An 18,594-nucleotide genomic window follows, 5' to 3' on the forward strand; every position below is an offset into this window, starting at 1 on the left:
GCGTCGGGCCGTCCAGCACAGGTCCGCCGTCGGAACCGTCAACCGCCGGTACAACTGCACCACCATCGACTGCTTGCTCACCATGGGCTGCTCCTTCTCACGACCGGCCCCGCTGGTCGGGACCGTCGCCCATTACGACCGCCACGCCGCGGCGAAGGAATCGAACCGCAGGTCAGCCGGTATTCAGGCGGAGGCAACCGCCCGTGACGTCACCGGCAGAGCGCGGGGGTGATCACGTGTCTTCGAGTTGAACGATCATGCCGCGAATCGTGGTGTATCGGGACAGATTCGTGATGGCGTCTTCGGCCGTCCTGTCGCCGGCTTCGGAGCCCAGCGCCGCGCCAAGCGATTCCATGTCATCCCAGTCGAGCATTGCCACCAGGTAGCAGGGCTCGCCGATCACCGGCGTCGCATCGTGGCTGATCGTGTATCGCCGCAGGCCGGGAAGCTGCTTGGCCAGCGGAATATGAACTTCGCGATAGTGACGTTCGAACGCCTCGATATCCGACGGCTTGTCGTACATCACCACGAATCGCGCCATCTGCGCGGTGGTCTGCCGGTTCTGCATTTCTGTGCTCACTAATTCCGCTCCTCAGCTCGAGGGATGGCTGGGGTTTCAGGGCAGCAGAGCCAGTTTGCCGACGGTGGCCCTGGCTTCCAGTTCCGTGAGCGCTTTCGAGCCGTCGGCCAGTTCGTACGTGGTCGGGCGGCCAGGGGTGAGCACGCCGGCGGCGATGAGCGCGGACAGCTCACCCATGAGCTCACCGAAGAGCTGCGGTGCCGACTGGATCAGCACGCCGATATTGAGACCGATGATGTGGACCTGATGCTTGTACACCAGCTCCCAGTTGGTGATCGCGGCTTCGCCGCCCGCCACGCCGTAGACGACGACCCGACCGGTGACCCGCTTGGTGGCGGCCAGGCTGGCGGCGAAGGTGGCCCCGCCCGCCGACTCCAACACCAGATCGGCACCGGCGCCGCCGGTCAGCCGCAGCACCTCGGCAGCGAGGTCGCCGCCGAGGGAGTCCAGGACGTGGTCGGCGCCCAGTGCCAGCACCGTCTCGTGCTTGCCCGGCGAAGCGGTGGCGATGACCGTCGCGCCGTAGTGCTCGGCCATCCTGACCGCGGCTTGGCCGGTCGCGCCCGCCGCGGCGTGGATCAGCACGGTCTGCCCTGCGGCGATGCCGCCCAGAGGCCTGAGTGCTGCCAACGCGGTGGGCCAGTTCACGACCAGACCCAGCGCCTGCGGTGCCGTCCAACCCGCGGGCACCGGCACTGCCGCGGCCGCGGGCAGCACCATGTACTCGGCGAAAGCACCGTCGCCGACGCCGACGACATGGGCTCCCGGTTGCGGGCCGGTCACCGCGTCGCCCACGGCTACGACCTCGCCGGCAGCCTCGAAACCCGCCAGGTACGGCGGCCGCGGGCCGCCCAGGAATGTGCCGTAGGCCCGCGAGATATCGGCGAAGTTGACGCCCGCGGCGCCGACCCGGATCAGGACCTCGCCCCGGCCGGGCACCGGCACCGGCGCGTCGGTGATCAGACACATGTCCTGTGGACCGTTGAGGGAGGTCTGCCGCAGGGCGCGCATGGTGGCGGGGATGCTCATCGTGATCAGCCTTCTTTTCTCGGTGCGTGATCGAGACCGGCCCGTCCAGCGGGCCGCTCCTTCCAACCATGTAGACCCCGGCCGCTGCGGAAAGGAATCGGCTGCCCCGACGTATCAGCGCCGAATGCGGAGTCAGCTCGACGGATAGCGTTCGGTGAATACCGTGCGCTCGCGCGGGCGACGGCCCGGGTGCGGTGGGGCGGTGTCGCTGTAGCCGACCGCGACCATGACCGCGATGGCGAGGTCGGGACGGTCATCGATGCCGATGGCCTGCTTGACCAGGTCCGGGTCCCAGCCGTTCATCGGCGCGGAGGACAGACCGAGGCTGGTGGCGGCGAGCATGACGTAGGTCGCGGCGATCATCGCATTCTTCACGGCGTTCTCCCGGAGCAGTCCGCGCTCGCGCAGCGAGTGGAATTCGGCGCGCGCGGCGAACATCGCGGTGAACTCCGCATTCCACGCGCCATTGCGACCGGCCAGTTCGGCGATATCGGCGTTCTCCGCCGCCCAGGCTGCCGTCTCGGCAACGAAGACCAGCACCACCGGCGCCTCCAGCGGTTGCGGCTGGCCGAAGGCGGCGTTCGACAGTTCGTGGCGACCGGATGCGCTGGTCACCACCACGATCGAACGGTCCTGCATATTCCATGCGGTGGGCGCCTCCACCGCCAGATCCAGCAGTTCGGCGAGCAGTTCGGGCGGCACCGGATCCGGGCGGTAGTGGCGGGTGGTGCGGCGAGTGCGGATCGCGGCGGGAACCGAAAGTGTCTGTGCGTTCATGATTCTTACTATTGGAGAGTGGCGCACTATTGGGAAGACAGCACTTGATAGTGCGCTACACTCCGAAAAGTGCGTACGGTGATCGAGGCCAGTGGGCTGCCTGCCGATGTCTACTCGGCGAAATGCCCTACCCGACAGGTACTCGACCATGTCGCGGGCAAATGGACCGTGCTGATCGTGGACGCCCTCGCCGACGGCACCATGCGCTACACCGATCTGCACCGCCGCATCGAGGGCATCTCGCAGAAGATGCTCACCCAAACGCTGCGGCAACTCGAGACCGACGGATTCGTCACGCGCACAGTGCATCCCACGGTTCCACCCCGCGTCGACTACGACCTCACCGACCTCGGCCACAGCCTGCGTACTCCCATCGCCGCGCTGCGCGATTGGATCGAGGTCAATATCAATCGTATCGAGGAAGCTCGCCGCCGCGCTGTGGGCTGACCGTAGGAATACGGATTCGGCAGCCGCGCAACGTATCTCGCAGATGCCGCTACGCTGCGTTCCGCGACTCAGTGCAAAGCAAGACGGATCTCGAGGCGAATCCATAACGCGTGCAAGCCATCTTGACCGAATGGCCCGGCGCATCGTGATCGCGCCGGGCCATCCGGTTCATATTCTATTGTCCCCGAACGGATTCGGATCAGCCCGCCTCGGCGACCGCACGCCGTCCGCGCCCGCCGTACAACTGCCGCGCCTCGCTCGGCGTAACCGTCTCCGGTCGCGTCGGCGATTCGCCCTTCAGATGCTGTTGCAGAATTTGACCCGCCATCGGCGCGATGTACGGCGCGGCGACGATCAGTCCGAACGAGTTGAACGCCTTCGTGCCCCACACGATGATCTTGGCGGCCGGGCGAGCCGCTAGATCCACGATTCCGGGCCGATCGAAGCGACCGAGCTTACGCATCCACTTCGGCAGCGTGGCAATCGAAGCCATCGATAGCAACCGACTGCCGAGGGCATAGCTGATCCCGGCGCCATTGTGCGGGGAGGTCCACAGCAGGTGATGCATGCCCTCCTCGGCACGCTCGGAGGTGCACAGGCGCGGGCGGACCTTCGCGAAGTAGGCGCGCACCTCCTCGCGCGAGCGCGGCACCTCCTCCGGCTTGCAGGTCTGCAGCTCGGCGGCGATCGCGCACTCCTGCCAGTAGCGCGCCTCCTGCTCGGGGCCGAGCGGCCCTGGTCCGAAGACCTCATAAGCCTTGAGTACCGAATGCCAGCCGGTGATATGGATCCACAGCTGGGTTTCCGGGCTGTTCGCGCGGTAGCGCTGACCGCTGATCGGTTCGATGCCGGTCATCGGGGCGTGCACCTGCATCAGGTGTTCCGCGGCCTGGATGGCGGTGCGGCCGTCGGCGATCGCGACGAGCAGGAAGTAGGCGAAGGTGTGGTCGAGGCGGCTGCGCGGATCGGTGTAGATGCCCTGCGAGTCGGCGACGGCCGCGGTCAGAAATGGATCGAAATGCTCGAGGACGACCGCGCGCTGGAAGCCGATTACGGCGGTCGGTGCAGTCCAGATCTTCCAACTGGGCGAATCCGGGCCGAAGAAACCGTAGTCGTCCCGGCGAAGTGTGGTCGGATCGAAGGCCATCTGCTGCTCCTTTGCCTGCTCGCCTTCCCTGAGCGGCGAATGCAACGCAACCGTAGCAATTGTGATCGGACAATACAACGCATCCGTAGCATTTATCCGCGGACGGATTCCGAATCCCTGGCCGGTGCTGACAGGATGGACGCGGAATGGAGGTGAACCGACAGTGACCGAATCGCATTCCGCGCCGAAGCAGGCCGCATCGGACCGCCCGCGACGGCGATACGCGCCTCGCCTGCCGCCCGACGAGCGTCGCGCCCAACTGCTCGACGCCGCCTACGCGGTGCTGAGCCGAATGGAACTGCACGAACTGAGCATGGAGGCGGTCGCGCACGAGGCGGGTGTCGGAAAACCCGTGCTGTACACCGTGTTCAAGACGCGCGCCGAACTCGTTGCCGCACTATTGGAACGCGAACGCGAGCGCGGCCTGGAACAGGTGGCCGCGACACTGCCGACCGATCTGCTCGGCGCGGATCCCGTCGTGGTCGCCTCCGCGACTGTTGCAGCGTTTGTCGGTGTCGCACTGGAGAATCCGACGCGCTGGCGGCTGATCCTCGCCGGACCGGGCACTGCCCCCGACGAATACCGTGCGGCACTTGTCGATTCGCGCACCGGCGTCTTCGATCAGGCCGAGTCGCTGGTGCGCATGGGTATGGCGGTCGATTCGCGCTGGGCGGGGATGGATTCCGGACTGCTCACGAACTCGCTGTTGAGCGTTGCGGAAATGCTCGGCAGGCTCGCGGTCAGCGCACCCGAGGAATACCCCCGCGAGCGACTCGAAGGCTTCGTCCGCTCCATCGTGCAGTTGCTCGTCGGCGCGCCCGACGCAGCCACACCGCGAGCTGAATAATGTTGCGGTCCAACTCGATTAGATTTCCCAGCCCGGAAGACATGGGCACGCCGATGGAAATGGCATGATCTCGATCATGACCGATCGACGACTTCCCGCACTCGCGCTGACCGCGCTTGGGGCCTTCGCAATCGCCTTCGGCTCGGGCGCCACCGCCACTGCCAGCGGGCTGGAGCCCCCGGTGATGGAAGAGGTCTTCGCGCTGACGGGAACCGTCTCGGCGAAGTTCCACAACCCGAACGACCGTGGCGTGTGCTGGGTCTACAACGCCGACACCGGCGAAATCTTCGGCGGCAACAACCCCACCTCCTTCGCCATCGCCGACGGCAAGATGGTCCAGACCTCCCTGGGCAACGGCAACCTCCCCACCGGCCAGGTACACGTCCGCGGCGCCTGCGCCTTCGACCGCCCAACCGGCAACCACGACTACGCCTCCACCACCGACATCATCACCATCGACGTCACCGGCAAGCCGAGCACCGGCAGCTTCGGCTGACCCACTCGGACGCCGAATAGCCCCCGGGCCCAGCAGTCTGGCCCGGGGCGCTGTTGTCCGACCAACCGCTCGCGGACAGACCGGAGTCGCGTGGCAGCACCGATGTCGAACCGCTGACTATCGCGGCGAGAGTTCAGCGGGTGCGGCTGATCCGCGCCAGGCGCACGGTTTCGGTCAGCAGCTTCGAGACCGCTGCCGCTTCGGTCAGGAAGCCGTCGTGTCCGTCGCGGGAGTGCACGATCTCCAAACCTTCGCAGCCGGGGAGGCCGTCGGCCAATTCCTGCTGGGTTCGCAATGGGTACAGGCGATCGGAATCGACACCGCCGACCACGCACGGGACCGGGGTGGCGGCCAGCGCGGCCGATACACCGCCGCGGCCGCGGCCGATATCGTGCCGGTTCATCGCCTCGGAGAGCAGTACGTAGGTGGCGGGATCGAAACGGCTACAGAGCTTTTGGGCCTGGTGGTCCAGGTAGCTCTGCACCGCGTAGCGGCCGCCGTGCCACGGATCCTCATCGCCCTGCGCGTGGTTCTCGAAGCGGTGATCGAGTTCGCCCTCGGTCCGGTAGGTCAGGTGCGCGATGCGCCGGGCGATGCCCATGCCGGTCATGGGGGCGCGGTCGGTGTCGTGATAGTCGCCGCCCTGCCAGTCCGGATCGGCCTTGATGGCGGCGATCTGCGTTGTCTGCGTGCCGATCTGGTCGGCGGTGGCGCGTGCGCCGACGGCCAGCACCAGTGCGGATCCGACCCGCTCCGGAGTGCCGACCATCCACTCCAGCACGCGCATGCCGCCCATCGAACCGCCGACGACGGCGGCAAGGCGCTCGATGCCGAGCAGATCGAGCAGCGCCGCTTCCGCGGTCACCTGATCGCGGATGGAGATCTCCGGAAACCTTGCGCCCCAGGGCTTTCCGTCCGGCGCCAGCGATGACGGCCCGGTGCTGCCCTTGCAGCCGCCGAGCACATTCGTCGCGATGACGCACCATTCGTCGGTATCCACCGGCGCACCGGGGCCGACCATGCCGTCCCACCAGCCGGGCAGCGGGTGGATATCGTCGGGCACCCCGACGACGTGCGAGTCACCGGTCAGCGCGTGCTCGACCAGCACCACATTGTCCAGCGTGGGGGAGAGCTCGCCCCAGCGCTGCACGGCCAGATGGACGTCCGGGATGACCGCGCCGTTCTCCAGCCGCACATCCCCGATGGCGATGATGCCGAGCCGCCCGTCCGGCGGCGGCAGGGCCACCGCGGACGAACGGGCGGTACTCGGGTCGGCACTCACAGTCACGTCGTGGCCGCCGCGAAACCGGCTCGCAGATCGGCCAAGATGTCATCGATCCCCTCGATACCCACGGCGAGCCGGACCAGCCCAGGGGTGACGCCGGAGGCCAGTTGCTCAGCGGGCGTCAACTGCGAGTGTGTCGTCGACGCCGGGTGGATTACCAGAGAACGCACATCCCCGATGTTAGCTACATGGCTGTGCAGGGCTAACGCGTCCACGAACTTCTTGCCCGCATCGACGCCGCCGCGCAGCTCGAACGCGACGATCGCGCCCGCGCCCTTCGGCGCCAGCTCGGCGGCGCGTCGATGCCACGGCGAGGATGGCAAGCCCGCGTAGAACACCGATTCCACGGCCGGATGTGTGCTCAGGAATTCGGCCACCGCCTGTGCGTTGGCGACGTGACGCTCCAGCCGCAGGCTCAGTGTTTCGATGCCCTGACTGATCAGGAACGCGTTGAACGGCGATACCGCCGCACCGAGGTCACGCAGCAGTTGCACCCGTGCCTTGAGTGCGAAGGCCGGAGCGCCGAGATCGGCGAAGACCGCGCCGTGGTAGCTCGGGTCCGGGGTGGTGAAACCGGGGAAGCGGGATTCACCCTGCGCGTCGCGCACGGTCCAGTCGAAGGTGCCGCCGTCGACGATCACGCCGGCGACCGCCGAACCGTGCCCGCCCAGGTACTTGGTCGCCGAATGCACGACGATGTCCGCGCCGTGGGCCAGCGGCTGGATCAGGTACGGGGTCGCGACCGTATTGTCAACGATCAGCGGCAGGCCCGCCGCGTGTGCGATCGCGGAGATGCCGCGGATATCGAAGATCGCGCTGCTCGGGTTGGCGATAGTCTCGCCGTAGAAGGCCTTGGTATTCGGCCGGATTGCCGCGCGCCACTGCTCGAGGTCGTCCGGATCCTCGACGAAGGACACCTCGATGCCGAGCTTGGGCAGCGAGTAGTGGAACAGGTTGTAGGTGCCGCCGTAGAGGTGCGGGCTGGAGACGATGTGATCGCCAGCGGCCGCGAGATTGAGGATCGCGTAGGTCTCCGCGGCCTGACCGGATGCCAGCAACAGCGCGGCCACACCGCCTTCCAGGGCGGCGATGCGCTGCTCGACCACGTCCTGGGTCGGGTTCATGATCCGGGTGTAGATATTGCCCGGCTCGGCCAGCCCGAACAGCGCGGCTGCATGATCGGTGTCACGGAAGGCGTACGAAGTGGTCTGGTAGATCGGGAGTGCGCGTGCGCCGGTGATCTCGTCGGGGGTCTGGCCCGCGTGGATCTGCTTGGTCTCGAAGGACCACTGCGCCGGATCGGTTCCGGCGGCGTCGATATCGGTCGCGGACGCGTTGGGGTCACTCATGACTTGCTCCAAAGAGGTTGTTCGCCAGCAGGTTTCAATGGGATGCGGGTGACGTACAACAACAACACATGGCGGGAACCTCCTGAAGTGCGCGCTTGCTCTCGGCTTTCGAGAGCCCGGTCATCACCCGGAGCACCCCACCGCAGCTGGAGGGTTGCCGTCCAGCAAGCCGGGGCTTCGCGCTGGCACTCATGACCTGACCGACATGGTAACCGGAGTGCGGTCGTCGGCCGAAATCCGTTACCGGTTTTCCGCCGTGGCGGCGTCGGTGCGCCCGGTGCATACCCGCATGAACTCGTCGAATGATGTGGTGAACGCATTGCGGGCGTCGGCAGCGGCGGCCGAGGCGTCGGCATCCTCGAAGATCGAGTTCGAGCATTCCATGCTGAGATGACCGATCAGCTGCCAGGCGCCGACGACCAGGCGGACCGGCAACGCGTTGGGCTGGGTGTCGAGTCGGTCGGCGATCACTTCGGCGATCGCGACGTTCTTATCGTCGGCGAGTTCCATGCTCTGCGCGCTGACCGTCGGGCTGCTGCGCAGGATCCGCTGCATCTGCTGGAAGCGCCGGAACGAGATGGGGCCATCGACACTTTTCGCGGCGTGATCGACGACCTGCAGGAATGCCTCGCGCAGCGATTGCAGTTCATTGCCGGTGACCGGAAGTCCGCGCAGGCATTCGGCGATGGCCAGGCCGAAATCCTTGACCGGCCCGAGGACGATGTCCTCTTTGCTGTCGAAGTATCGGTTGATGGTGCGCGGTGATACGTCCGCGCCGTTCGCGATCTGCTCGACCGTCGTCGCGTCGAATCCCTGTGCGTCGCACAGGTCCAATGCGACCTCGATGATGCGCAGCCGGGTCTGCTGCTTCTTGCGTTCGCGCAATCCCACGCTCGCGCCGCCGGGAGACGAACCTGGGTTTTGGTTTGCTGTGGCGCGCACAGCATCGTTGGCCGCGGCGCTCGCGACGATCGGCGTTGATGACTCGAGCATGTCCCCATGCTATCGCAATCGGGACATTTTGTGTCCTTTACGGCCAAATGTCCGAGTGCGACATTTTTCTCTTGACGACAAATGTCTGTCGATGACAGGATGACTGCACGACTTCAGACGGCTAGGAGAAGACAGTGAGCGAGACCGCGACAGTGGTGGAAGTTCCGGAAAGGCAGGCCAGCTCGACGCGCTGGCTGGCACTGGGGGTGATTGCATTCGCCCAGCTCATGGTGGTTCTCGACGCCACCATCGTGACCATCTCGCTGCCCTTCGCGCAGCAGGATCTCAACATCAGCGACGGCAACAGGCAGTGGATGCTCACCGCATACACGCTGATCTTCGGCGGTCTGCTGCTGCTCGGCGGACGGCTGGCCGACTACATGGGACGTCGGCGAGTCTTCATCGTCGGCATGGTCGGCTTCGCCGGGGCATCCGCGGTGGCCGGTCTGGCGCAGAACGGCGCCGAGTTGTTTGCCGGGCGTGCGCTGCAGGGCGCGTTCGCGGCATTGCTCGCACCGGCGGCGCTGTCATTGCTCTCGGTGACCTTCACCGAGGCGAAGGAGCGTGCGACCGCGTTCGGCGTCTTCGCCGGAATCTCCGCGGGTGGCGCGGCGCTCGGCCTGATCATCGGTGGCGCACTGACCGAGTACGCCTCCTGGCGGTGGTGCCTGCTGGTGAACACCCCCGTCGCATTGCTCGCGCTGCTCGGCACGCTGGCGTTCGTGGTCAAGGATGTGCCGATCCCGCGTACCGGCGGCTATGACGTCCCGGGTGCGGTCACCGTGACGCTCGGTCTGATCGCCATCGTGTACGGATTCAGCCGGGCCGCCGAGGACGGCTGGCTGGCCGGGAGCACCCTTGGGCTGCTCATCGTCGGTGTCGCACTGCTGATCGCCTTCGTCGTCATCGAGCGTCGCTCGACGAATCCGCTGCTGCCGCTGCATATTCCGGGTGAGATCAACCGCGGTGGCGCCTTCATCGCCGCATTGCTGATCCCGATCGCCATGTTCGCGATGTTCCTGTTCCTGAGCTACTACTTCCAGATCACCCTCGGCTACTCGTCGCTGAAGGCCGGCTTCGCCTTCCTGCCGTTCCCGGCGGGCATCGCGATCTCCGCCGGTGTCACCAGCGCGCTGCTGCCGAAGCTTGGCCCGCGTCCGCTGATGGTGGCGGGTGCCGCGCTCGGTGTGCTGGGACTGGTGTGGCTGGCGCAGCTGAGCTTCGGCGACAGCTACGCGGCCACTGTGCTGCCCGCGGAGGTACTGATCGCCCTCGGCATGGGCCCGCTGTTCGTCGGCATGCAGACCGTCGCGCTGCATCAGGTCGAGGAGGAGGATTCGGGTGTGGCCAGTGCGCTGCTGAACGCGGCCCAGCAGGTCGGCGGTGCGGTCGGTACCGCGCTGCTCACCACGATCTCGGTGCAGACGGCCAAGACCTTCGCGCAGAACAACCCGACGGTCGACAACCTGATGGCCCGTGCCTCGATCCACAGCTATGACGTCGCGTTCTATGTCGGCGCCGGATTCTTCCTCGCCGCAATTCCAGTGATCGCGTTGATGATTCGGGACAAGCCGGAAAACCTGATCGAGGGATCCGAGGAGGGCTCGCGGATTCCGCTCGCGGTCTGATCATGAAATAGCTGGTCCGGGTGTCCTTCGGGATACCCGGACATTGCTATTTCGCGGTGGTGCGCGTCACTGCCGACCTACTTGTCGGTAACAATTTCGAGCGTCTTCACATGGGGGGCTGCTCGCGCGGCGCGGTCAATGGCAGCAGTACGCTTGTCTTGTTTGCACCACATGTCTCGTGGACAACGCGGGACATATACGTTGTCTGTTGGAACAGCTAGGGTCCGCTCACAAGCGTGTTCGCCTGGCCGTGCAATAAGGGCACCATCCTAGGAGGACACGAAGATCCATGTCCAAGATCAAGGTTGAAGGCACAGTCGTCGAACTCGACGGCGACGAGATGACCCGGATCATCTGGCAGTTCATCAAGGACAAGCTGATCCACCCCTATCTCGATGTGAACCTGGAGTACTACGACCTCGGTATCGAGTATCGGGACAAGACCGACGACCAGGTCACCATCGACGCCGCGAACGCCATCAAAGAGCACGGCGTCGGTGTCAAATGTGCCACCATCACCCCCGATGAGGCCCGGGTCGAGGAATTCGGCCTGAAGAAGATGTGGCGCTCGCCCAACGGCACCATCCGCAATATTCTCGGCGGCACCATTTTCCGCGCGCCGATCATCATCTCGAATGTGCCGCGTCTGGTCCCCGGTTGGACCAAGCCGATCATCATCGGCCGTCACGCGTTCGGTGACCAGTACCGCGCCACCGACTTCAAGGTGTTCCAGGGCGGCACGGTCACCCTCACCTTCACCCCGGACGACGGCAGCGAGCCGATCGTGCACGAGGTCGTGAAGATGCCCGAGGACGGCGGCGTCGTCATGGGCATGTACAACTTCAAGAAGTCCATCGAGGATTTCGCGCGCGCATCGCTCAACTACGGGCTGCAGCAGAACTACCCGGTGTACATGTCGACGAAGAACACCATCCTGAAGGCCTACGACGGCATGTTCAAGGACACCTTCCAGGAAGTCTTCGATACCGAGTTCAAGACCCAGTACGACGCCGCGGGCCTCACCTACGAGCACCGCCTGATCGACGATATGGTCGCCTCCTCCATGAAGTGGGAGGGCGGCTACGTCTGGGCCTGCAAGAACTACGACGGCGACGTGCAGTCCGACACCGTGGCCCAGGGCTTCGGTTCGCTCGGCCTGATGACCTCGGTGCTGCTCACCCCGGACGGCAGGACCTGTGAGGCCGAGGCCGCGCACGGCACAGTCACCCGGCATTACCGCCAGCACCAGCAGGGCAAGCCGACCTCGACCAACCCGATCGCGTCGATCTTCGCCTGGACCCGCGGCCTCGAGCACCGCGGCAAGCTGGACAACACCCCCGAGGTGATCGGCTTCGCGCAGACCCTCGAGGACGTCGTCATCAAGACCGTCGAGGGCGGCCAGATGACCAAGGACCTCGCGCTGCTCGTCGGCGGCGACCAGGGCTACCTGACCACCGAGGAATTCCTCGGTGCGCTCGACGCCAACCTGGCCCGCGCCCTGCGCTGAGCTTCCCCGCCTCTCCGCGCCTCTTGCCGGTCGTCGGTGCAGATCTTCGCACCGGGCTGCCGGTAAGTGCGCGGCTGAGGTCGGGGCGTCCCCGACGAGTTACCCGTGTTGATGTGAAAGCCGGGCTCCACCTACAGCGCGGAGCATCGGTGCTGAGCCGGGCACCTGCACCACGACGGTGGTAAGGGTGCCCGCACTGTTTCCGCGACCCGCGCGTGCGGCGGCCCTGCACGTGATCCGCATCTGCCTGCTGGGTGCCCGCAGCCGACATGTTGCCGTCGGGCTGCCCGATATGCGCGGTGCGGCCGTGGTTCGTCCGAATTCTCGATGCTGACGTGGGGGAACTCACGCCGATCCGGGAAGCGACAGGAGTCGTCGGGCGGTTACATGAGTACGTGACCGGTTCCGTTGCCACCCAGACCCCAGCACCCGCCGAGGCCGAACGGACGGACTGGCATATTCCGGCGATGCTGGCACTGGCCCTCGGCGGATTCGGAATCGGCACAACCGAATTCGTCACGATGGGTTTGCTGCCCGATATCGCCAGCGCCATGAAGGTATCCGAGCCGACCGCGGGGCATGCGGTATCGGCCTATGCGCTCGGCGTGGTCATCGGAGCTCCGGTGATCGCCGCGCTGGCCGCACGGGTGCCGCGCAAACGTCTGCTCATTGCCCTGATGGTGGCGTTCACCATCGGAAATGCGGCGACCGTTGGCGCGCCCTCCTTCGAAACCCTCGTCGTCGCCCGATTCGTTTCCGGCCTGCCGCACGGCGCGTACTTCGGTGTCGCCTCGCTGGCCGCCGCCACATTGGCTCCGGTAGGGCAGCGCGCAAAGGCGGTTGCTGCGGTTATGCTGGGATTGAGCGCCGCCAATGTCGTCGGCGTTCCCAGCGCCACCTGGCTGGGCCAGCATCTGGGCTGGCGCGACGCCTTCGTGGTGGTCGCGGTGATCGGCATCGTCACGGTCGCCGCCCTCATTCGGTTCGTTCCCGAACTGCACGGCATCCGGATCACCAATCCGATGACCGAACTCGGCGCACTCCGTCGCCCGCAAGTACTGCTGACCCTGCTGGTCGGTGCGATCGGCTTCGGCGGCATGTTCGCCGTCTACACCTACATCACCACCACGCTGACCGATGTGGCGGGCATGCGGCTGGGTCTGGTTCCGTTCGTGCTCATGCTCTTCGGCCTGGGCATGGTCGCGGGCAATATCGTCGGCGGCATTCTCGCCGACCGCGGCGTCGACCGGGCGATCTACCTCTCGATGATCGCCATGGTGGTCATTCTCGCGGGATTCGTTGCCGCCGCGCACAATCCGTACACCGCGGGCGTCGGCGCCTTCCTCATCGGCGCGTCGGGCGCCGCGCTCGCGCCAGCCCTGCAGACCCGGCTGATGGATGTCGCCGCCGACGCGCAGACACTCGCCGCGGCGCTCAATCATGCCGCCCTCAATATCGCCAATGCCGCGGGCGCGTGGCTGGGCGGGCTCGTGATCGCGGCGGATCTCGGCTACACCGCTCCGGCCACCGTCGGCGCGGGGCTGGCCGTCCTCGGCGTGCTGTTGTTCACCCTCACGGTCTGGGCCGCGCGTCGAACGTAGGCGTCAGGTGCTCGGTTGCAGTGCGACAAGTCTCATTATCTGCGGTTCTGGTAATAATCGCGTCTGTCGGATGAGGCCCGCTAGCAGCACAGATGGCTCTCGTTCCGGCGTCAGTTGGTCGCGGATTCGAGTGTCGGTTCGATGGGTCTGAGGCCGTGTTCTGGTCGTGAAATTGGGCATCGTCCGAGTGGTGTGTCGCTTGAACTGCCGGTGTCGGGATGGGAGGTGTTCGGGGACTGTCTGGTTCGGGAGTGTGGCCCCCTGTAGGTGTGCTGCAGAAGGTGCGCTTGTCGGCCCTGGAATCCAGAAACTCTCAGGAGGCGCGAAGTAGCTTCGGCAGCAGCGTGTTTCGTCCAGGACTTGGTTGCGCCGCAGTCGATGTCGGCCGCACACGGTCAGGGCTTGGGCTTCGAGGGGGTGCTTGCGCACAGCGCAGTGGTGAGGGCGGTGCGCATGTCCGCCCCCACCGGTGCGTCTCTGCCACCCGGGTACAGATTGGCCATGACGGTGACGCTGCGGCCGTCGGTCGTCACACCGCCCAGGGTCTGAAATCCCAAGATCCCGCCGTCATGTCCCCAGTACATGCCGCCGCACGGTAGAGATGAGCTCTCCAGGCCCAGGCCGTAGGTACTGCCGGATGAACTGCCGGTGGGGTGGGTCGTCATCATCGCCTGCAGTTCGGACGGGCGAAGGAGCCCGCCGTTCACGAGTGCGTCGAGGAAACGATCCAGATCCGCGGCACTGGAGATCATTGCTCCGGAGGCGCCCGCGATCGACGGGTTGACCTCGGTGGTATCGATGAGGGAACCTTCCGGCTCGGCGTATCCCTGCGGGTGGGTGCCGGGGATTGCCGATTCGTCCCGGGGGACGAAGGTGTCGTGGAGGCCGAGCGGCCCGATGACGCGTTGCTCGATCTCCTGCTCGTACGGTCGATCGGTGACCTGCTCGATGAGCATTCCGGCCAGCACATAGTTGGTGCTGGAGTACTGCCAGCCGGTCCCGGGGGCGAACAGTCGCGGGTGGGCGAGCGCGATCTGCACGAGTTCCAGCGGATCATGGTGCGCGACAGGATCTGTCAGTACCTCCCCCAAGCTGAGGTACTCCAGATAGTCGGGCAGGCCGCTGGTGTGCTGGAGGAGCTGCCGCACCGTGATGCCGCGCCCGTCGTTGCCGTTTCCACTGATCACGCCGGGCAGATACTGCTCGACCGGTGCGTCGAGCACGACCCGACGCTCGGCCACGAGTTGCAACACCACAGTGGCGACGAACATTTTGGTCATGCTGCCGATGCGGAACCGGCTGTCGCCCGCGATCGGTGCGTGGGTCTCGATGTTCGCGACGCCGCTGGTCAGCACTGTCCGGCCGCGCGCGTCGCGCACCGCGAGCAGCACTCCGGGTGCGCCGCCGGCGCCGGTCAACCGTTGCAGGATGGTGCGCACATCGGTGTAGCCGGGTGGTGCTGGGGTACTCACGTCGCTGTCTGTCCCGCACGCGCACAGCGTCAACGCCGCCGCGACGCACACAGAGCCGAAAACCTTCCCGGATCCGAGCATTTTGTCCTCCAACAGCTTGGCGGACCTCATGCTAGGCAGCCCCGGCCAGGGCACACGTCACCCCCGAGAGCCAACTGACACACCGTCTTTCGATACTCGAGGGCCAGGCGTGCCTCACCCGCGAGATGTATCCGGCGCGCCGCCTCGATGGCAGACCGTCCGGTATCCGACCCGGTGCCTGCGCTGAATCTGTCTCTTGGACGACCCATCCCGAGAATCCCGGCGTCTCGCGGCGAGCAATTCCGCCCGATGCTCTATCCCTTCCCCCGCGCCCGCCTGCGCCTGCCCTTGCTGCGCCTGCCCGACGAGGAGACGGTCTTCCTCTTCACACTGCTCAGAACCGCTTCGCACGGAGCCGAGAGCCCGCAGGACATGGTGGAGGCCAACCGCTCCCTCTACCTGCGCGCCCAAGCCGTCGGGGGCTACCAGTACCCGGTCGGCTCCATACCCACCACACATGAGGAGTGGCGCACCCACTACGGCCCCGCATGGGACGCCTTCGAGGCGGCCCATAAACGCTACGACCCCGACGGAATCCTCACTCCGGGCCAGGGCGTCTTCCCTCCGGGACCGTGAGGTAACGAACGTCCGCGAGACGCCCTGGGCTGCACGGTGTTTCCGCAGTTCGGCGCTGTACGCAGCAGCGTCACGCCGATCTCGACACTTCAAACCGAGGACAGCGGACCTGACAGGGACCAGCCCACAGCGCTTGGAGAATCGCATCAGACGATGATGACGGAGTAGGGGACAGGCAGCACTGTCCTTCCTGTGGCCTAGGTGGTGGGTAGGTGACACTGAGGTGGGGTCGTCTCGGTCGAGCCGGTGACACCACCTAGCAGCGCACACAGCAGCGCATTCAGCGCGGGTCCAGCAGAGCCCGAGCTGGACCCCGTCGTCCCCGCCACCGGTGCGGCCTCGCCGAGCCGGTCGACGACCATGGCCGTCGCCGGAGCGCCGACGCCCGCCAGCATCCCCGCTGAAATCGCGGTCAGCACAGCAGCATTCGCAATGATTCGCATTACCCCACAGATCCTCTCCGTAAACAGGTGTCCATGGCCGCGCTGCATGTCGCACAGGCGGCCCTGTCCGGTCCAGCGCCAAGCGCGGAATCGAGACCTGGTAGACGGTAGCCTCGATCGACCGGATCGAAACGCCATGATTTCCAACGCCCTAATTTTCGTGGGATACGTACGTGTGCACACAGTGGTCCAGCAGTGCCGCGCCAATCCCCTTGCCTCGCTGATCTTTCGCGATCGGCGGTCAGAAATTGTCTTCCGGGCAGTCGGATTCCTCCGACTCGACCTGCCGCCGAATGGCCTCGACAGTCTGGTCTTTCGGGATGCGTTCGGGCCAGAAGATCGCCGCGAACACCACGGTCAGGGGCAGGCCGAACACGGTCATCCACCCGAGCGCGATCATCGGTGCACCCCGCCGAGCGCGGACCAGCGGGCGAAAGACTCACGCGGGCAGGCGCATTCGACATCAGTAAACCCCATCAGTCGATTCAGGGTTTGGGCGTTCAGGTGTGCCGAGGACGGCAACAGCACCACGTCGACGCCTAGCCCGGCGGCCTGTTCGACCAGACCGAGTACTGAGCCTGCGTCGGCCCAGTGCAGCACGTAGCCCAATCGCCGCGCCAAACGACGAATTTGGGCCTCGTCCCATTCCGAAGTCGGTGATGTCGGGTCTAACCATGCGAGCGCTTCCATTCCCCTGCGCCTTCCGCTGTCCAGTTGGTAGGCACCCGCCGCCGAGGAGCGCTGTCTACCCGGCGGCGGGGCTATGCAGAAGCTTGGCGCTGCGGCGACCGCGCGATGCCCCACAGCGGGACATCGCACGTAACATGTGCCTTGTCAGTGCCATCGAGGGAGCGCACATGAACAGCGAAGACCGGTACATCGGCCAGCGGGTACGCGCGATCCGGGCGCGGCGGGGCATATCGCAACAGGTGCTTGCCGATCGGGCAGAGCTCAGTCGTGGGGCAATCGCCAAGTACGAGAACGGCGAACGACCTGTCGACTCGCGACGCACGTTGCATGCCCTGGCTGCGGGACTCGGCGTCACCATCGGCGACCTGACCGGCCACGAGCAAGACAAGCTCGACCCGTCCACCGCCGGATTCCACGCGGCCGTGCCCGAGCTGGAAACCGTCCTGTGGGCGCGGGGCAATGTGACCGACACCAGAGCGCCGCGCACCCTTGACGAACTGGCGGCGCTGACCCGCACGGCAACCAAGCTCCGCAACGACTGCGATTACATGACGCTCGGGCCGATGCTCGCACCGATGCTGATCGACGCCTACCGGCATGTGCGCGATACCGATAGCGCGAACGCTGAAAGGGCATGGGACGTATTAGGAGTCGTGGCCTACGGGGTCGCATCGGCGCTGCGGGCGCGTGGCTATCACGCTCTGGCCTGGACTGCGGCACAGGAGGCCGAACGCGCAGCGGAACATGTCGGTGCACCCGCCGCGCTCGCTGCGGCTGCGTTCAGCCAAGGTCAGATCATGCTGTCGCGTCCTGGTGCGTTGCCTGCCGCATTGGCCACGACGATCGGCACCGCCGAGAAGATCGCGGCAGATGTGCGCACTGTCGGCGAGATCGAGACGTACGGGATGCTGCACCTTCAGGCGTCGATGGTGGCCGCGACGATGGGCGGCGACCCGGAACCGCATCTCGTGGAGGCAGCCGAACAGGCCGACCGGTTGGCCGGGGCCGAACCGAATACATCTGTGGCACACAATGATTCGTTCGGCCCGGCGAACGTCGCACTGTGGCGTATGTCCGCTGCCATGGAGCGGCGCGAACCCGGTCAAGTGCTCGTCCTCGCGCCGACGTTGTCACCGGACGACCTGCCGAACGAGGGGCGGCGCGCTCAGTACTTCGTGGAAATCGGCAAGGCGCACGCCATGCAGAAAAACTACCGCGACTCGCTGTACGCCCTGCTGCGGGCTGAACACGCCGCGCCCCAGCATGTCCGCACCATGTCTCCGGTGCGCGAACTGGTCGGCCACATGATGCGGACCGCGCGGCGCGACCTGACCACCGGGGAACTCGGGCGGCTCGCTCGGCGGGTCGGCGTCGTGCCCAAGTGAGAGCAGTACAGCGGCACGGTCGAGGACATTCGCTGTGACCAGTGCCTTTAAAGGCGTGCAACCTGACACGTTGATCAGACACTCGCCGCGGCGCTCAATCATGCCGCCCTCAATATGGCCAATGCCGCGGGCGCGTGGCTGGGCGGGCTCGTGATCGCGGCGGATCTCGGCTACACCGCTCCGGCCACCGTCGGCGCGGGGCTGGCCGTCCTCGGCGTGCTGTTGTTCACCCTCACGGTCTGGGCCGCGCGTCGAACGTAG

At 66.1% G+C, this 18,594-nt stretch carries 20 protein-coding genes, 1 pseudogene and 1 riboswitch; of the genes and pseudogenes, 10 read left to right on the plus strand and 11 right to left on the minus strand.

The window, feature by feature from the left end; all coding sequences use genetic code 11:
* Window positions 1–232 precede the first annotated feature (232 nt).
* The 3 genes from ACWEO2_RS19730 to ACWEO2_RS19740 form a co-directional block, all read right to left on the minus strand.
* Complete coding sequence (locus ACWEO2_RS19730; protein ID WP_452406629.1) at window positions 233–541, minus strand: EthD family reductase; 309 nt, start codon at window positions 539–541, stop codon at window positions 233–235.
* Window positions 542–616: 75 nt separating this feature from the next.
* Window positions 617–1,609 carry a zinc-binding dehydrogenase gene (locus tag ACWEO2_RS19735; RefSeq protein ID WP_452406630.1) on the minus strand — a complete coding sequence of 331 codons (993 nt, stop codon included), beginning with the start codon at window positions 1,607–1,609 and terminating at the stop codon, window positions 617–619.
* A gap of 132 nt (window positions 1,610–1,741) precedes the next feature.
* Window positions 1,742–2,386 carry a nitroreductase family protein gene (locus tag ACWEO2_RS19740; RefSeq protein ID WP_452406631.1) on the minus strand — a complete coding sequence of 215 codons (645 nt, stop codon included), beginning with the start codon at window positions 2,384–2,386 and terminating at the stop codon, window positions 1,742–1,744.
* 69 nt (window positions 2,387–2,455) lie between these two features.
* Between ACWEO2_RS19740 and ACWEO2_RS19745 the strand changes: the two genes are divergently transcribed.
* The gene (locus tag ACWEO2_RS19745) at window positions 2,456–2,833 is read left to right on the plus strand and encodes a winged helix-turn-helix transcriptional regulator (protein WP_452406632.1); all 378 of its coding nucleotides are present in this window, start codon (window positions 2,456–2,458) and stop codon (window positions 2,831–2,833) included.
* Between the two features lie 199 nt (window positions 2,834–3,032).
* Here ACWEO2_RS19745 and ACWEO2_RS19750 read toward each other — a convergent pair whose 3' ends face one another.
* Window positions 3,033–3,980, minus strand: a complete 948-nt coding sequence (locus ACWEO2_RS19750) for an oxygenase MpaB family protein (protein ID WP_452406633.1) — start codon at window positions 3,978–3,980, stop codon at window positions 3,033–3,035.
* 163 nt (window positions 3,981–4,143) lie between these two features.
* Between ACWEO2_RS19750 and ACWEO2_RS19755 the strand changes: the two genes are divergently transcribed.
* A complete protein-coding gene (locus ACWEO2_RS19755) occupies window positions 4,144–4,827 on the plus strand; it encodes a TetR/AcrR family transcriptional regulator (protein WP_452406634.1) in 684 nt (227 codons plus the stop codon).
* A gap of 64 nt (window positions 4,828–4,891) precedes the next feature.
* Window positions 4,892–5,323, plus strand: a complete 432-nt coding sequence (locus ACWEO2_RS19760; RefSeq protein WP_452406635.1) for a hypothetical protein — start codon at window positions 4,892–4,894, stop codon at window positions 5,321–5,323.
* Window positions 5,324–5,456: 133 nt separating this feature from the next.
* Here ACWEO2_RS19760 and metX read toward each other — a convergent pair whose 3' ends face one another.
* The 3 genes from metX to ACWEO2_RS19775 form a co-directional block, all read right to left on the minus strand.
* Complete coding sequence (gene metX, locus ACWEO2_RS19765; protein ID WP_452406636.1) at window positions 5,457–6,611, minus strand: homoserine O-acetyltransferase MetX; 1,155 nt, start codon at window positions 6,609–6,611, stop codon at window positions 5,457–5,459.
* Window positions 6,608–7,957, minus strand: coding sequence for a bifunctional o-acetylhomoserine/o-acetylserine sulfhydrylase (locus ACWEO2_RS19770; protein ID WP_354960170.1), 1,350 nt, complete (start codon window positions 7,955–7,957; stop codon window positions 6,608–6,610). The genes metX and ACWEO2_RS19770 overlap by 4 nt, the downstream gene beginning before the upstream one ends.
* An 86-nt stretch (window positions 7,958–8,043) precedes the next feature.
* A riboswitch (SAM riboswitch) is annotated at window positions 8,044–8,154 on the minus strand.
* Window positions 8,155–8,197: 43 nt separating this feature from the next.
* Window positions 8,198–8,950: a TetR family transcriptional regulator gene (locus ACWEO2_RS19775; protein WP_452406637.1), complete on the minus strand. Its 753-nt coding sequence runs from the start codon at window positions 8,948–8,950 to the stop codon at window positions 8,198–8,200.
* A 134-nt stretch (window positions 8,951–9,084) separates the two neighbouring features.
* Here ACWEO2_RS19775 and ACWEO2_RS19780 point away from each other — a divergent pair, with 134 nt between their 5' ends.
* The 4 genes from ACWEO2_RS19780 to ACWEO2_RS19795 all read left to right on the plus strand — a co-directional run bounded on the left by ACWEO2_RS19780 (window position 9,085) and on the right by ACWEO2_RS19795 (window position 13,686).
* On the plus strand, window positions 9,085–10,578 hold the full coding sequence (locus ACWEO2_RS19780; RefSeq protein ID WP_452406638.1) for an MFS transporter: 1,494 nt from the start codon (window positions 9,085–9,087) through the stop codon (window positions 10,576–10,578).
* Between the two features lie 289 nt (window positions 10,579–10,867).
* Window positions 10,868–12,085, plus strand: a complete 1,218-nt coding sequence (locus tag ACWEO2_RS19785) for an NADP-dependent isocitrate dehydrogenase (RefSeq protein WP_452406639.1) — start codon at window positions 10,868–10,870, stop codon at window positions 12,083–12,085.
* 187 nt (window positions 12,086–12,272) lie between these two features.
* Window positions 12,273–12,419, plus strand: a complete 147-nt coding sequence (locus ACWEO2_RS19790; RefSeq protein WP_452406640.1) for a hypothetical protein — start codon at window positions 12,273–12,275, stop codon at window positions 12,417–12,419.
* A 133-nt stretch (window positions 12,420–12,552) separates the two neighbouring features.
* Complete coding sequence (locus ACWEO2_RS19795) at window positions 12,553–13,686, plus strand: MFS transporter (RefSeq protein ID WP_452406799.1); 1,134 nt, start codon at window positions 12,553–12,555, stop codon at window positions 13,684–13,686.
* A 395-nt stretch (window positions 13,687–14,081) separates the two neighbouring features.
* Here the strand turns inward: ACWEO2_RS19795 and ACWEO2_RS19800 are convergent, their stop codons facing one another.
* Window positions 14,082–15,158 carry a serine hydrolase domain-containing protein gene (locus ACWEO2_RS19800; protein ID WP_452406641.1) on the minus strand — a complete coding sequence of 359 codons (1,077 nt, stop codon included), beginning with the start codon at window positions 15,156–15,158 and terminating at the stop codon, window positions 14,082–14,084.
* A gap of 330 nt (window positions 15,159–15,488) precedes the next feature.
* Here ACWEO2_RS19800 and ACWEO2_RS19805 point away from each other — a divergent pair, with 330 nt between their 5' ends.
* Entirely contained in the window at window positions 15,489–15,815 is a 327-nt protein-coding gene (locus tag ACWEO2_RS19805) for a hypothetical protein (protein WP_452406642.1), read from the plus strand.
* A 197-nt stretch (window positions 15,816–16,012) separates the two neighbouring features.
* On the opposite strand, the gene ACWEO2_RS19810 is transcribed toward ACWEO2_RS19805, so the two are convergent.
* The 3 genes from ACWEO2_RS19810 to ACWEO2_RS19820 all read right to left on the minus strand — a co-directional run bounded on the left by ACWEO2_RS19810 (window position 16,013) and on the right by ACWEO2_RS19820 (window position 16,879).
* Window positions 16,013–16,258, minus strand: coding sequence for a hypothetical protein (locus tag ACWEO2_RS19810; protein WP_452406643.1), 246 nt, complete (start codon window positions 16,256–16,258; stop codon window positions 16,013–16,015).
* 241 nt (window positions 16,259–16,499) lie between these two features.
* A complete protein-coding gene (locus ACWEO2_RS19815; RefSeq protein WP_452406644.1) occupies window positions 16,500–16,658 on the minus strand; it encodes a hypothetical protein in 159 nt (52 codons plus the stop codon).
* Window positions 16,655–16,879, minus strand: a complete 225-nt coding sequence (locus ACWEO2_RS19820) for a hypothetical protein (protein WP_452406645.1) — start codon at window positions 16,877–16,879, stop codon at window positions 16,655–16,657. Before ACWEO2_RS19820 ends, ACWEO2_RS19815 begins: the two co-directional genes overlap by 4 nt.
* A gap of 236 nt (window positions 16,880–17,115) precedes the next feature.
* Here ACWEO2_RS19820 and ACWEO2_RS19825 point away from each other — a divergent pair, with 236 nt between their 5' ends.
* Together ACWEO2_RS19825 and ACWEO2_RS19830 are read left to right on the plus strand one after the other, a co-directional pair.
* A complete protein-coding gene (locus tag ACWEO2_RS19825; RefSeq protein WP_452406646.1) occupies window positions 17,116–18,333 on the plus strand; it encodes a helix-turn-helix domain-containing protein in 1,218 nt (405 codons plus the stop codon).
* 75 nt (window positions 18,334–18,408) lie between these two features.
* Window positions 18,409–18,594, plus strand: a pseudogene (locus ACWEO2_RS19830) (MFS transporter); the annotation flags it as partial.

The organism is Nocardia sp. NPDC004278 (genome assembly GCF_053602975.1).

Bases quoted from the DNA above. Each gene is read 5' to 3' on its own strand.
- ACWEO2_RS19730 (WP_452406629.1), bottom strand. From the start codon at position 541: ATGGCGCGATTCGTGGTGATGTACGACAAGCCGTCGGATATCGAGGCG.
- ACWEO2_RS19735 (WP_452406630.1), bottom strand. From the start codon at position 1,609: ATGAGCATCCCCGCCACCATGCGCGCCCTGCGGCAGACCTCCCTCAAC.
- ACWEO2_RS19740 (WP_452406631.1), bottom strand. From the start codon at position 2,386: ATGAACGCACAGACACTTTCGGTTCCCGCCGCGATCCGCACTCGCCGC.
- ACWEO2_RS19750 (WP_452406633.1), bottom strand. From the start codon at position 3,980: ATGGCCTTCGATCCGACCACACTTCGCCGGGACGACTACGGTTTCTTC.
- ACWEO2_RS19760 (WP_452406635.1), top strand. From the start codon at position 4,892: ATGATCTCGATCATGACCGATCGACGACTTCCCGCACTCGCGCTGACC.
- ACWEO2_RS19770 (WP_354960170.1), bottom strand. From the start codon at position 7,957: ATGAGTGACCCCAACGCGTCCGCGACCGATATCGACGCCGCCGGAACC.
- ACWEO2_RS19775 (WP_452406637.1), bottom strand. From the start codon at position 8,950: ATGCTCGAGTCATCAACGCCGATCGTCGCGAGCGCCGCGGCCAACGAT.
- ACWEO2_RS19785 (WP_452406639.1), top strand. From the start codon at position 10,868: ATGTCCAAGATCAAGGTTGAAGGCACAGTCGTCGAACTCGACGGCGAC.
- ACWEO2_RS19795 (WP_452406799.1), top strand. From the start codon at position 12,553: ATGCTGGCACTGGCCCTCGGCGGATTCGGAATCGGCACAACCGAATTC.
- ACWEO2_RS19805 (WP_452406642.1), top strand. From the start codon at position 15,489: ATGCTCTATCCCTTCCCCCGCGCCCGCCTGCGCCTGCCCTTGCTGCGC.
- ACWEO2_RS19810 (WP_452406643.1), bottom strand. From the start codon at position 16,258: ATGCGAATCATTGCGAATGCTGCTGTGCTGACCGCGATTTCAGCGGGG.
- ACWEO2_RS19815 (WP_452406644.1), bottom strand. From the start codon at position 16,658: ATGATCGCGCTCGGGTGGATGACCGTGTTCGGCCTGCCCCTGACCGTG.
- ACWEO2_RS19825 (WP_452406646.1), top strand. From the start codon at position 17,116: ATGAACAGCGAAGACCGGTACATCGGCCAGCGGGTACGCGCGATCCGG.